This window comes from Muriicola sp. (assembly GCF_041567615.1).
GTDB lineage: Bacteria > Bacteroidota > Bacteroidia > Flavobacteriales > Flavobacteriaceae > Muriicola.
This window is the reverse complement of the sequence record NZ_JBFGBM010000005.1, coordinates 1-14,291: the sequence shown is the minus strand read 5'-3', so window position 1 is coordinate 14,291 and position 14,291 is coordinate 1. Positions and strand designations below refer to the sequence as shown.

The 14,291-nt window shown below is 48.4% G+C and carries 10 protein-coding genes; 3 read left to right on the top strand and 7 right to left on the bottom strand.

The features are described 5' to 3' along the window. Positions 1-104 precede the first annotated feature (104 nt). On the top strand, positions 105-1,874 hold the full coding sequence (locus tag ABYP73_RS00770; protein WP_372944424.1) for a Na/Pi cotransporter family protein: 1,770 nt from the start codon (positions 105-107) through the stop codon (positions 1,872-1,874). A 31-nt stretch (positions 1,875-1,905) separates the two neighbouring features. Here ABYP73_RS00770 and ABYP73_RS00765 read toward each other — a convergent pair whose 3' ends face one another. Both ABYP73_RS00765 and ABYP73_RS00760 read right to left on the bottom strand, forming a co-directional pair. Next, a complete protein-coding gene (locus ABYP73_RS00765) occupies positions 1,906-4,200 on the bottom strand; it encodes an inorganic phosphate transporter (RefSeq protein ID WP_372973173.1) in 2,295 nt (764 codons plus the stop codon). Positions 4,201-4,273: 73 nt separating this feature from the next. Next, complete coding sequence (locus ABYP73_RS00760) at positions 4,274-5,479, bottom strand: porin (protein ID WP_372944422.1); 1,206 nt, start codon at positions 5,477-5,479, stop codon at positions 4,274-4,276. 373 nt (positions 5,480-5,852) lie between these two features. On the opposite strand from ABYP73_RS00760, the gene ABYP73_RS00755 reads away from it, so the two are divergent. Beyond that, complete coding sequence (locus ABYP73_RS00755) at positions 5,853-6,209, top strand: nicotinic acid mononucleotide adenyltransferase (RefSeq protein ID WP_372944421.1); 357 nt, start codon at positions 5,853-5,855, stop codon at positions 6,207-6,209. Positions 6,210-6,280: 71 nt separating this feature from the next. Here ABYP73_RS00755 and ABYP73_RS00750 read toward each other — a convergent pair whose 3' ends face one another. The 3 genes from ABYP73_RS00750 to ABYP73_RS00740 form a co-directional block, all read right to left on the bottom strand. Further along, positions 6,281-6,682: a carboxypeptidase-like regulatory domain-containing protein gene (locus ABYP73_RS00750; protein WP_372944420.1), complete on the bottom strand. Its 402-nt coding sequence runs from the start codon at positions 6,680-6,682 to the stop codon at positions 6,281-6,283. Positions 6,683-6,808: 126 nt separating this feature from the next. After that, complete coding sequence (locus ABYP73_RS00745; protein ID WP_372944419.1) at positions 6,809-7,984, bottom strand: multidrug transporter; 1,176 nt, start codon at positions 7,982-7,984, stop codon at positions 6,809-6,811. A gap of 21 nt (positions 7,985-8,005) precedes the next feature. Then, positions 8,006-10,876: a TonB-dependent receptor domain-containing protein gene (locus ABYP73_RS00740; RefSeq protein ID WP_372973172.1), complete on the bottom strand. Its 2,871-nt coding sequence runs from the start codon at positions 10,874-10,876 to the stop codon at positions 8,006-8,008. A gap of 182 nt (positions 10,877-11,058) precedes the next feature. On the opposite strand from ABYP73_RS00740, the gene dgt reads away from it, so the two are divergent. Continuing rightward, the gene (gene dgt, locus ABYP73_RS00735) at positions 11,059-12,396 is read left to right on the top strand and encodes a dGTP triphosphohydrolase (RefSeq protein WP_372945425.1); all 1,338 of its coding nucleotides are present in this window, start codon (positions 11,059-11,061) and stop codon (positions 12,394-12,396) included. Here dgt and ABYP73_RS00730 read toward each other — a convergent pair. Both ABYP73_RS00730 and ABYP73_RS00725 read right to left on the bottom strand, forming a co-directional pair. Beyond that, a complete protein-coding gene (locus tag ABYP73_RS00730) occupies positions 12,393-13,388 on the bottom strand; it encodes a DUF3078 domain-containing protein (RefSeq protein ID WP_372945424.1) in 996 nt (331 codons plus the stop codon). The two genes, dgt and ABYP73_RS00730, sit on opposite strands and share 4 nt — an antisense overlap. Before the next feature lie 88 nt (positions 13,389-13,476). Continuing rightward, a partial coding sequence (locus tag ABYP73_RS00725) for a transketolase C-terminal domain-containing protein (protein ID WP_372973171.1) occupies positions 13,477-14,291 on the bottom strand: 815 nt, incomplete at its 5' end.

The window sequence follows — 14,291 nt, the reverse complement described above, 5'->3', positions numbered from 1 at the left end:
TATCAGTTTTCCTATTTATTTTGTAGGATTTTAAAAGTTGAAGGGCGGGTTAAAAAAATAATGATAAATTGAGGGGCGTAAACACCTGATCACTATCAGAGGGTATGGAATTCGGATTCTATCAAACCTTGCAACTCCTCGGAGCTTTGGGCCTCTTTCTCTTCGGGATGAAGGTAATGAGCGATGCCCTCTTGTTATTGGCGGGCGACCGGATGCGCAGAATCCTGGCAAAAATGACCTACAACAAGTTTTTGGGGGTCTCCATGGGCTTCCTGATAACTTCCGTAATACAGTCTTCCTCGGCGACTACCCTCATGGTGGTAAGTTTTTCGAACGCAGGGTTGCTTACCCTCACTGAAGCTATCAGTGTGATCATGGGGGCCAATATCGGTACCACCATCACCGCCTGGCTGATCACCATTTTGGGATTCAAGGTGAGCATGAGCACCATTGCCCTGCCTCTTTGCGGCCTGGGTTTCCTCTTTATGTTCTCTAAAAAGGAACACTTTAAAAATCTGGGTGAATTTATCCTGGGTTTTGCAGTCCTCTTTATCGGGCTGCAATTTCTCAAGGATGCCATGCCGGACATCAACCAGAACCCCGGGATACTAGAATTCCTGAACAACTACGCAGACCTTGGTTTTACTTCCGTCCTTTTGTTCTTGTTAATTGGAACCGTCCTTACCATCATCGTCCAATCGTCCAGTGCCACCATGGCCCTGACCCTGCTGATGACTGCAGAAGGATGGATCCCCTTTGAGCTGGGGGCTGCCATGGTCCTGGGAGAGAACATAGGAACGACCATCACCGCAAACCTGGCGGCCATCGTAGCTAACTTCCGGGCCAAGCGCACGGCCAGGGCTCATCTGATCTTCAATCTCCTGGGAGTTGTCTGGGTCCTCATCCTGTTCTATCCCTTTTTGCGGATGATCACCTGGCTGGCTGTACAGACGGGGAGTGATTCCCCTATAGTCAGTGCTGCGGCCATCCCGGTGGCCCTTTCTCTTTTCCATACGGTGTTCAATATTTTAAACACCTTCCTTTTGATCTGGTTCATCAAACCCATAGCGCGACTCGTAGAGTGGGCCGTACCAGAAAAAATCGCCCCTGTTCGGGATATCGATGAACCGAAATACCTCAACAAGAGGATGCTGAAGTTCCCTGAAACGGCCATTGCTACTCTGGTCAGCGAATCCAAACACCTTTTCGAAAATGCCGTATTTGAGATCGTCACCCATGCCTTCAATATCCACAGGGATGATCTGCGATCCGATGTGAAAGCAAAAAAAGTGATCAGGGTAACGGATGAAGATCTCGGGGTCAACGTACGAGAACTCTATCTCACCAAGGTAAAGAGCATTTACGGTTCCATCCTGCAATTCGCAACACAGGCTCAGAGTACGCTCAAGCTCCAATCTGTTCAGAACAACCGAATTATGGAGATCAAACTCGCCAATCGGAAGATGGTGGAGATCATACGGCATACAAGGGAGGTAAACAGGAATATCCGCACCTATTCCACAAAGGACAACCCCCATATGAAAAAGGAATACGATTTCTACAGGAAACTCATGTTGACCCATCTCAGGGGTATCTATCTGCCCATTCCTCCTGAAGACATCTCTTCCTATAAAAAGGAGCTGAAGAAGCTCAGGGTAAAGTCACTGGAAAAACTATCCAAGCAAAATGACGAGATAGACAGGTTGATACGGGAGGATCTAATCTCGACCCTTATGGCTTCCTCCCTGGTTAATGACTATGACCATCTGCACGATCTGATCGAAAACCTGGTGTCCGTAGCGGAGTTGCTTTACTGCCGCTCAGACACTCTGTTTGTCCCTGAGAGTAGCGAATTGGCAGAACAAGTAGCCTGAACTCACTCAACGAGAGGGCACGGGGAAGAACCTATTCTTTAGAAACACTTGCTGCAGGGACGGATTGATCGTACTTCTGGTAATAAAGTTCCAGCAGTTCCATGGTAGCCTCCATGAGATCCTTGGTTTCAATGAGCATCGAGAAATAGAGCGTGGTATTCTTTGGGCTGGATTCCTCAGAACGCGTCCTGGCTATCTGCTTCTCGATTTTCTCGGTCACCAAATTATAGAGATCCTGTTTTTGATCCAGAATGATCCCGATCTTTTCATAGGAGCCATTGTCGAAGGCATCCTTTGTATTAGAAAATAAGGTCTCAAGCTGTTGATTGATCTCTGTGAGTTCCTTGATCTGATTGAATTTTAATTTCTTGTGATTGTTGTTCACGTGTTTGTGAGTGATCTTGGCGATGTACTCCAGAGACTGGGAGATATCCGTCAGGTCGCCTAGGATATTGATGTAAAAATTACTGGCTTCCACATTGGATTCATCCAGGTTCTTGATAAAATAGAACAAGTGATCCCGTAATTCCTCTATCTCCTTTGAAAGCTTGACCACACTGGTCTTGTTCTTTTTCAATCGGTCCAGATCCTGCCTGGCAAGGCCTTCAATGCAATTGCGATACAGTTTACCGCTGCGTTTCATCACATTCGAGATGTTCTTAGAACTCTCGGAAATCACGCCCTGAATGGAACTGCTCTCCGCCTTTATAAGTCGGTCCTCGGCAATTAAAGCCTTTGATATCTTGTTGTAAGAGATATAGTTACGGGCGAGGATCAGAATGGCCACAAATAGGAGGATCCCTATTGCGGTACCCTTTCCAAAACTGATGATGGCCAGGATGATACCTGATGCGATAAAGGCAATGATCGCTGTGAGGAACCATCCGCCAATAACGTTCAGTACACCGGCTACCCGGTACACAGCACTCTCGCTTCCCCAGGCCCTGTCGGCCAGGGAGGTACCCATGGCTACCATGAAGGTGACGTAGGTGGTAGAAAGAGGTAATTTGAAAGAGGTGGCGATGGAGATCAGTATCCCCGCTACCATGAGGTTCACGGCGGCCCTTACCATATCGAAGGCAGGCAGTTCGTGTATCTTTCCCTTTGGCATTTCAATCACTGGTTTCTTAAATCGATTGTCGATCCTTTTAGTGACTGAATTGGGAATCACTGTAGCGGTATACTGGGAGACCAGCATGGAAATGCGAACCAGTGACCTTGAGAGATAGTTGGGTTCAAACCTTTCTTTGGCGTCGTGCTGTCTCGCCAGGTTGATTTCCGTATCGGCCACATAACGGGCTTTTTTGGAAAACCAAAGCGTGGCCACCATCACCAATCCGGAGAGGAAAAGGAAGATTGTAGGAGTGGGCACCTTGGATGCGAGCACCCCCATGCTGAATTCTGTTGCGGCTACTCCTGATGCGGCCCAGGCCTCATAGGATTGATAAGCGGCGATCGGTACCCCGATGAAGTTTACCAGGTCGTTACCGGCAAAGGCCAGTGCCAGGGCAAAGGTTCCTACGCCTATGATGAGCTTGTAGATATTCACTTTCAAGAAGGAAGTGAGTACGAAAGAGATCAGATACCAGAACAAAAGGCTGACCAGAACGATCATAAAAACCTGATTTTCCAGATAGGCGCTAATCGTCAGCCCGCCTAAAGCATCATAGGTCTCCCCAGCATAGGGCGTTCCTTTGATCCCCTTCATAAAGATGAAATAGGTAATGGCTGTTAAGGCGATCCCTCCAAATAATGAGCCGACCCATCGGGCTTTCTTTTGAAAATCATAGGACAGAAGAAGGCGGGAAACCCATTGTACCATAGCGCCAATGGAAAAGGCGACCACCACAGATAACAGTATCCCCATAATGATCTCAAAGGCTTTGGAGGTATTGATATAGGTGATAATATCTCCTACGGAACCTCCATCGATCCCTATCTTTATAATGGACATGGCGACGGCGGCCCCCAACAATTCGAAAACAATGGAAACAGTGGTCGAGGTTGGCATCCCCAGCGTGTTGAAGAAATCCAGCAGGAGGATGTCAGTGATCATCACGGCCATGAAGATGAACATAATCTCATTAAAATAGAACTCGCTGGGATTGAATATTCCTTTTCTGGCGACTTCCATCATCCCGCTGGAGAAAATGGCCCCGAAAGCAATACCGAGGCTGGCAACGATCATGATGGTTCGAAAGGAGATGGCTTTGGATCCAATAGCCGAATTGAGAAAGTTCACCGCATCGTTACTCACCCCGACAACGAGGTCTGCTATTGCCAGGCCGGCAAGAGCGATGATCATGATAAAGTAAATATTTTCCATAGGTTCCTATAATAATGCGTGCAAATATCCGGAGTATCTCACTTTAAGATGTTACGTAATGGTTATTCTTTGGTCAAAAATGCACATCGAATTGCAGCCTGAACATCACTTCGTTACTCCCGTTTTCGATGGAAAGATAACTTAAATCTGACTGTACTTTTAATTTATGGCCGACGATGTACCTGGATACGCCAAAGGTATATTGTGTTTCCGGACTTCTTCCCGTGATATTTGCATCCAATTTAATATGGGTAAATCGACCTGAAACTTCCCAATTACTGGGAAACAGGTACCCGCTTTGAAGATTGATCCCATTCCCAACCCAGACGACATCGCCCGTGGGGGTTCCATCTGAGTTTTTAGCAATGGGGTCTGCGGCGTTCCTTTTGGAGTACTCCCCCATAAGGGAAAACCCCCTGTATTTGAACATGAGATCGGCAAAAATGGTGTTTGTGGTGGTCTGGTACAACCCTGTGTCATTGAACATATAAGCTCCCAGGTTGCTGCGTGTCTTTACGGCATTGACATTGGAGTCGTAGGTAAAGGCCAGAAACAATTTCGGTGTCTGCTCTCTTTTAAGGTCGGCTCCAATGTAGTCTCCGCCTCCCTCAAACAACCCCAGCGGAAGCAATTCTATCCTTCCGGTATATTGAAATCCTCCTTCGTTCCCATCGGTGATATTCCTTCCTTCCCCCTGCGAAAAAGCCAGCTTTTCCCGGACGACAAAGGAATCGGTGAGGTTGAAATGGTGCCTGAGCTGGAAACCCATGTCTCGGTCGATATTGAACCTGCTGTTGACCAGAGATCGGTCTACCTGCTGCATGTTCCCTGAGGAAATCACCCGTTCGATGTTGCCCGGCAGTTTGGTCTGACCAAACCACAATTCAAAGTTTTCGTAGAAATTCCACATAACGACCGCATCCAGGATATAACGTGGCGTATTCCGCGTGAACTGGGATACTCCGGCAATGTCCCGGTTAGACAGGCCAAGTTCAATTTTATACCTGAGTTTAGGGGAGTAGGCATATCCGTCAAACTTTAATCGGGCCCTGCGGACAAGGAAATTGGTTTCGTTATTCGCAAAGAATTCATCGGACTCATCCAGGCCTTCCGAGATAGCGAGGATCTGCATACGAGCCCCGATCTTCATAGTGAAGGAGCTGTCTTTTCCTACGAGGTTAAACAAGCCTTTTCCAAAGGCGGGGGCGTTATCTTCCTGGGCATGAAGCGCAGCAGTGAACAAGAGGAATAATCCCAGGGATAGAAGTTTAATTTTCAAGTAAATAGTAGTTTTTGTCTGCCGCAAAATACCTACATTTAAACGACTTCAGGTTAACTTAATATTAACAAATAAAAAAACTGCCTTGGCCAGAGGCAGTTCTCAGCATTCACTCTAAAAAGTCGACAAAAACTATTTATTTACATGAATGAACAAAGGTGTGTTTAAACACACGTAAAAGTCATTAAAATTTTTCTTTTGGGTGTAACCAAAAGATTAAGGAATCTTTAAGCCTTATTTCGGCCCTGGTCATTGAGGCATACAAGATTGAGTAATATTCTGCGTTATCAATGTAAATTTATTGTAAAGAAATGATTGAATAATTGTTAGAAATGGTTAATTTTAAACTTTAAACATCATTGATTCGCATCCTATGAAAAAATATATTCTTGCAACAGCTGTTCTCCTGATCACCTGTATCGGCTATGGTCAGAAAGAGAAAGAACTCACCCTGAATGAAGAAACCGGGCTGATTGAAGCTGTGTATTTCCACGACAATGGGGAGGTAAGCCAAAAGGGCACTTTTAATCTCGAACGGCAGCTTCACGGGGAGTGGATCAGTTACAACGAGGAAGGAGTGAAGGTTGCCCAGGGCTCCTATGTAAATGGACTCCGTTCCGGCACATGGTATTTCTGGCAGGGAGAAACTGTCAAGGAAGTGGTCTATAACAACAATGTCGTAGCCAGTATCGACGGTAAGAAGACCTCTGAGGGTCTGGTGAAACACTAGTAATAGATTAATCAGAATAGAAAATCCCGCCGATCAGGCGGGATTTTTATTATTAAGGGGTCGACAATGTTCTATTTTTCCCCCGGAGATTTCATGTCGGATGTTACACCTGAGTTTTTACGGGTCTCACTCATCACTGACGAGAGGTCCTCAAGGCTTAGCTTTTTGGCAGACATGGCACCGGTAATTTGGGTCGATTCTCCGTCTTTTACCTCTACAGGGATCTCCAGGGTCTCGTACCCTGCATAGGACACTTCCAGGAGATAGCTGCCAGCGGTCAGGCCCTTGAATTCAAAATTTCCCCTGAAATTCGTCTGTGTACTGAACTCGGTATCCCGTAGGCGCACTTCAGCAAAGACCACGCCTTCGTCAAAGACCTCATTGTCCTTGATCGTTCCGGCCAGGTTGCCCCCTTCCTGTGCGTACATGCCACTTGAAATGATGAGGGCGAGTATCCAAATAAAGTTCTTCATAAGTCAAAATTCGCTGCAAATAACGACCTGCTATGTAAAAAAATAGTTAGCTGCATATTATGATTGAGTAATGCACAAAAAAACCCTGCTCAAGGCAGGGTTCTATATGTAACGATTTTAAATGTATTAGTTGATACCTACAGTCCATCCCGCACCCCAGGTGGCGATGTCTGTACCGGTGCCATTGCCATCCCCGCTGATAAAGTCGGCTTCGGTAAAGGTATACCCTGTTCCGTTGTTCAGTTTGGTGGTCACATTCGTGAAAGTGACGTCGATCACCTGCAACAGGTCATCGAGTACCCCCTGGCCGGTTGGGTTGGACCCGGTATCCCCGTCCAGGTCGAATGCTTCGTCAAAATCCGTGATCAATATATTGGTGAAGATTCCCTGCGTTCCAGCCCTAAGCCTTATTGCTTCACCTGCGTCATTGGCACCAACAATGGTCACATTGGTCACATTGGGAGCAGAGAAATACCCGCCTTCATTGCTGAAGTCTGTGTTGTAACCATCACATTCAAACGCTTTATCGTGCGATGCTCCGTGCTGGATATAAACATCCGTTAAGTTACCGATGTAACCTTCTGTCCAGTCAACGGAGTCGTCCTCAGAGTTCACAACCACCAGATGGTTCACATTCACAGTGCCTCCAAAGAATTCCACTCCATCGTCAGAACCTTCAAAGATCTGAACGTAGTCAATCACTGTGGCATTACCTACTGCATAGAGTGAAAGACCGTTGAGTTCGGCGTTCCCGTCGATCGCGCCTCCTGCGTACTCGATCCTCACGTATTGGAGGGATCCTGAATTGTCTGCAGGGGCATTACCCCCGTAGGAAAGTCCACCTACCTCCGATGTAGAAGTATCTACGGAGCCATTAGGTGTGGAGTTGATCGGGGCCCTTCCGCAGATCACCAATCCACCCCAGTCGCCCGAAGCCGGGCTACCTGCATTGGACGTAAAAACAATAGGGTTAGAAGCTGTACCCACGGCATTGATCTGTGCCCCCTGCTGTATGGCTATGTAGGCATTCACTCCTACCGGCTGAGCTTTTACGGTCATCCCGGCCGGTATGGTCAGGGTAGTTCCTGACGCCATCAGGACAGGCCCGGTAATGACGTATTCGTTGGCAGGATCCAGGGTCAGGTCTTCGGTATACACGCCACTTAAATTAATAGCCGTGGTATTTCCCCCATTATTATTGGGACTGCAATTATCATTCAGAATTATAGTAGCCGTATCATCCTTTTCACAGGAAATGAACAAAGCTGCTATTATTCCGAGAAGTAAGAACTTGTTTTTCATTGATGTAAGTTTATATGACTTTTAAAATTTATACTTAAGGGTGAGGCCCGCATTGATTCCCCTCTTGAACTCCCGCAAGATGACGTCTCCGTCTCTTACGAAGCCACGGACCAGGGGGTTGTTATCTTCCACACCCGTATTTTCACGTACAAGGGTGATATTGGGGTTCAAAATATTCTGTACACTGAGGTTGGCTTCAAAATGCTCCCCAAAGGCATTGCGCCATATAAAATTCATCGTAGGCACAGCCTTTTCTACCATGTTCCCGAGGTTTCCGCTCCCGATCGCATAGATCCTGTCTGAGAAGTAGGAGAATGCCAGGGAAGCCGAGGGTTTGTAGTTCTCAAATTCCGGACTGAAATTGAGATCGGCATTGAGGATAATGGGGGAAGCCCCTTCGAGTTCTTCGGAGGTCCTGTCGGCAAAAGAGGTCCCAAAAGTAAAACCATCTGCTGTAGAGACTGTTTTCAGATCCTGTTCCGTATGAGTATAAGCGGCGTTGGCTCCGAAGGAGAGGATTGCATTATCGTCCTCATCACTGATAAGGTTTTTCCTTATCTCCACCTCAACACCATAAACTTTGGCCTGTTCTCCCGTGCGGAAGAAACGCTGATTTCCGGTAGCATCGGTGGCCACTACCCTGTTGACAGGATCGTTGATCGCCTTGGCAAAAGCAGCAACAGAGACCAGTTCGCCCCGGCTGGGGAACCATTCGTATTTCAGGTCGTAATTAAAGATCTCGGAATAGATAGGTCCGGTTCCATCGGGTTTACCCAGGAGGTCGGGGTTACCCCCTACGCGCTGTACCACCCCTTCATAAACGAAGTTGGCAGCTTCCTTGAATTCCGGGAAAGATGCGGTCTTGCTGAAGGAGAAACGCAGGTTGGCATCCTCGTTCAGGGCGTATCGCACATTTAGGCTGGGCAGATAGATATTTTCATAGGCATTCCTGAAGCCGGGGTCTGTCGGTACCGGGTTGATCACGTCATACCCGATTCGCTGTTGATAGGACTCTACCCTGAAACCGGGGATCAGGAGCCATTTGTCACTCAGGTTCAATTCGGCGTTGGCGTATACCCCGTGGATGTCGAGGTTCCCTTTGTAGGTGTTCTCATATACCTGCGGACGGTTCACCAGGCCGATATCCACGTTCCGGGGATTACGGACGATGAAGAGGTCCCATAGTCCGGAGCCGGCCGGGATATCGATGTTAGACACGTCAAAGAAATCGTTCAGGTTATTGACGTCTGTCACCGGATTCGCATTTTTATCCGCGATCAGGTACCCGTAACGCCAGTTGTTAAACCTGCGTTCTTTGCGCCTGCCATTGTAACCGAAATTCAGGGTTACTTTTTCTGAAACTTTCCTGGACAGGTTAATATAGCTATTCAACTCATCATCCTCAATACTCTGGAAAAAGCGCTGGTTGTCAAAGGCGATGTTGTCGTAAAAAATGGGATTCGTGCTGGGATCGTCGTCCAGGGCAAACTGGTAATCTTCCAGGGAGATCCGCTTTCTGTCGGGTTCGTCTGAAAATACCTTATTAAAGCCAATTCCCCAATCCAGTTTCCAGTCCTCATCGAAGGTGTGCTCCCCGTTCAGCTGGTTTACAAAGATCATATCCTGGTTGAACTGCACGTTTAACTGGAAAAATCCTCCATCCCCGTTATTGCTGAAACCGTCCCTGTTGAAACCGTTTCCACCAATACCGTAATACCCTACGGCATCCCGGCCACTGTTGATGAAGAGGGAAGTGAATTTCAGTTTGTGGTCGCTGTTGATTCTGTATACGATATTCCCCATGGCGGTGGTAGTTGTGCTGTAGGTGTATTCGTTTACCAGAGGAAACCTAACCTTTATGTCGTTCGTAAAATCAAGGGCAGGCCCTTCCAGGAATTGATAACCGTTGCTGAAACTGGCCATCCCGAAGAAACTCAGCCTCGATTCATCGCCCAGGTTTACGGAATACCCCCCTTCGATGGACCCGGAGATATTCAGGGGATCCGGTGCCTGGTCGGGGTCAACTCCATGGGAAAGGATGACGGCAAAGGGGTCGTTGTCATACCGGTTGTAAAAGCCGAAGAAGCTCGTGCCTTCGCTGGTCACAAAATCGGTTCCTGCTGCGTTGGAGTTCAACCCGCTACCCAGGGAAATATCTACATACCCATTACCGGTGTATTCCTTGGAATCGATATTGACATTCCCGGCGGCGAAATCACCGTAGAACAGAGAGGTATAGGCCTTGCTTACGGCAATATTCTCAATGATGTTCGATGAGAACAGGTCCAGGTTGATGTTCTTTTTATTGACGTCATTGGAGGGCAGGGAAAGGCCATTCATGGTGGTGTTCTGGTACCTGTCGCCCAGGCCGCGCACATACACGTCACTGGAACCTTGCTGTTTGGAGATCCCGGAGATTTGGGCAACGGCCGCAGCTGCATCATCAATTCCCTTTTTCGTAAGGGCTTCGGCCCCGATGGACTCCTTGATCTGTACCGCCTTTTTCTGGTCCAGTAACAAAGCTGCCTCGGACTCTTTGGAGACGGTAGTGGTAATAACCACCTCGTCAAGGGATACACTCCCCGCACCAAGAGCGGCATCCACTTTTGTAGCCTTTCCGGCTTCTACGATCACATTCGGGATCTCCAGTGTCTCGTATCCCAGGAAAGTAAAGACAATTGTATAAGTGCCTGGAGCTACATTAGAGATCTCGTACAAACCGTCGAAATCGGAAGTGGTTCCTTTCGTGGTTCCTTTGATAAGCACATTCGCAAAAGCGAGTGGCTCATTATTCATTTCCTTGTCAGTGAGTTCTCCTGCGATACTTCCATTAGACTGCGAGAGCAGCGTATGACTAAAGAGAAGGAATAACACTATGTAAAGATTTCTCATCTAAGCAATTTCAATTTCAGGCTGCAAAGAAAGGGATGGTTTGTAAAGGCTTTGTTAGCCATTCGTTAATCCTTTATTGTCTTATTGTTACCTCAAGGTTATCAAATGGAGGCCTTTTTATTTATTTTCACATGGATCAGGCGTCCTCATGAAAAGGATTATCTTGCGGCCAAAATTCATTTATGAACTGGGAACAGCTCCTATCCCTGAGACGATACGGGGATTCGCACAAGCGTTTGAGGAAAGAACAGGATGAGACCCGACTCGGTTTTGAGGTCGATTATGACCGAATCATTTTTTCTGCCGCCTTTCGCAGCCTGCAGGACAAGACCCAAGTGATCCCGCTGTCTAAAACCGATTTTGTGCATACCCGACTTACCCACAGCCTGGAGGTGTCTGTGGTCGGGCGCAGCCTGGGTCGCAGAGCCGGGAAGGAAATTCTGAAAGTCTACCCTCATTTGCAGGAGGTACACGGGTACCGGTTCAATGACTTTGGGGCCATCGTGGCCGCAGCAGCCCTAGCCCATGATATCGGCAATCCCCCATTCGGCCACAGCGGTGAAAAGGCCATAGGAGAATTCTTCCAGACGGGTGCAGGAGCCCGATACCGGGAGCAGCTGAGTGATAAAGAGTACCAGGATCTTGTGGATTTTGAAGGGAATGCAAACGGATTCAAGATCCTGACCGAAACGAGGGAAGGGGTAGAAGGGGGGTTGAGGCTCAGTTATGCCACCCTGGGTGCTTTTTTGAAATACCCCAAGGAATCCCTGCCCAAGAAACCCACCGGCCATATAGCCGACAAAAAATTTGCGTGTTTCCAGGCAGACATCCCGTTTTTTGCGGAAGTGGTAAAGGAACTCGGCCTTCTCAACAGGGAACACAGGGGAAGCTTTTCACGACATCCCCTTACCTTCCTGGTAGAGGCTGCTGACGATATCTGCTACACCATCATCGATTTTGAGGACGGGATCAACCTGGGGCTGATTCCCGAAGACTATGCCCTGGAATACCTGATCAAACTGGTAAAAGACCGGATCGATACTAAAAAGTACCACAGCCTGGCACACAGGGAAGACCGGTTGAGCTACCTGAGGGCCCTGGCCATCAATACGCTCATCGAGGATGCGACCCGGGTGTTCATGGAGCACGAAAAGGACATTCTCAAAGGTGAATTCAGCACGGCCCTGCTCGAAAGGAGCCGTTACAAGGCACAGATCCGCGATATCCTGGACATCAGCGCAGAGCGGGTCTACCGGTCCCAGGAGGTGATCGAAAAAGAGATCGCAGGCTACAGGATCATCTCAGACATCCTGGAGGCGTATTCAGGGGCTATGGTAAGAACCCAGGAGGGAGGGGCTACCAATTACGACAAACTCGTACTTACTACCTTGCCGGAGATCTTCAGGGAAACCAAAACTTCCCTGTATTCCATCCTGCTGCAGTGTTGCTGCTTTGTCGCCAGCCTTTCAGACAGCCGGGCCGTACACATCCACAACAAGATCACCGGAAAGCAGCTTTAAAAGTCGTAGCTGAGGCCGATAGCGAGTAACTGTCGGAACTGGATTCTCGGAACACCCGGAGATATCACAGAGCCATCGTCGGCGATCACGGGATTGAATCTAATATCGTCATCGTAGATGATCTGGGTGCCGAAATTCGCCTTCAGAAATGAATTCACGGTAAAGACGAAGTTGAGTTCCCAGTCAATATCAACATTCCCGAAAGACCTGAGATAATCCGTATACAGGCTCAGGCGGTGGTCCATAGTGACATTTTCCCAGATCGGGGTCTTCCATTCATTGGTGACCGAGATACCGAGTTCGATAAATTTGTTCTCTCCTTCCCTGATGACAGCCCCTGTGGAATCACGCACAGCTTTTTGCACCCCGAAAGCCCCGTCATCGGCCAGGTTCTGGTCCAGGACAAAGGTGGCTTTCTGAGTCAGGGGAGACATGTAGAGATTGAAATTTTTTCCTTCTGGAATATAGGAGATACCACCTCCCAGAAAAAGGTAGCCCGGAGCCATGAACCGGGAGATGGGAGTGCTCCTGTCCGGGTATTTGTACCCGTTGGAGAACTGGGTGTTGAACTTCACCTTGGCTGAATAGTACCAACTGGTCAGGGTGTCCCTCCGGTACCCAAAGCTCGAGGAGAAACGGATAGCATCCTCGGTTTTTCTGAGTTTCTGGCCTTCCTGTACGTTCACCCCGTATCTCAATACCAGGTCGTTGTTCCATTGCACATACCTGAATTTGTAATTCCTAACAAATTTGGCATTGGCCAGGGCAGAGAAGGCGTTATCCCCCCCGGCATTCCAGTTCACAAAGGCTACCTCACTCAGGTTGAGCCCCAGATTGTTCTCCACGTCCCAGAAGGAGGGGATTTTAAAACGGTTGAACCTTCGGGTCCTGGGCCGGGTCTTGAAAGAGATAACCGGGTTGGTGAGATTCACACCCCTGGGGATATACCTGATCTTCTCCTGCATAGCCCGGATGACTATGGTATCGACCACCGTCGTATCAGGTTCTTCTGTAGGAGGAATGGTATCCTGCGCTGTTCCCCAAAACGGCAGGCAAAGAAGGAATAAACATGTTAAAAACCTATCGAACCTCATGAAGCAACGGAATTAAGGAACGGGTGATCGACTCTTCATCAATGCCTGCTTCACCCTGTAATTCGTCTACAGTTCCCTGTTCGATAAACCTGTCCGGGATGCCAAGGCACATGATCCTTTGTCGATACCCGTGTGAATTGGCAAATTCGAGCACTGCACTGCCAAAACCACCTGTAACACAACCGTCCTCCAGGGTAACGACCAGTTCGTATTGTTTAAAGACCTCGTGCAATCTCACCTCATCCAGAGGTTTGGCAAATCGCATGTCGTAATGCCCGATCTCTTTCGGATTCCCCAGGGCTCTCAGGGCGTTTGTCGCCTGGTTTCCTATATGCCCGAGTGACAATACGGCTATGGTTGTTCCCCTCACCAATTCCCTGGAACTGCCCATGGGGATGGTCTCAAATGGGGTGCGCCACCCGGAGATCACTCCTCTACCCCTGGGATAACGGATAGCGACAGGGTGGTCCGCGCCTTTTTGTACCGTAAAGAGTATGTTGCGCAACTCTGTTTCATTCATGGGAGCAAAAATGATCATATTCGGGATGCAGCGTAAATAAACGAGGTCATAGGCCCCGTGATGCGTGGCTCCATCCTGCCCGACGAGTCCCGCCCGGTCTATGCAAAAGATCACGGGGAGGTCCTGAAGAGCCACGTCGTGGATGACCTGGTCATAGGCCCTTTGGAGAAAGGTGGAGTAGATCGCACAAAAAGGGATCAGGCCTTCTGCAGCCATCCCTGCAGCCATGGTTACCGCATGTTGTTCTGCGATACCGACATCGAATGCCCGATCCGGGAAAG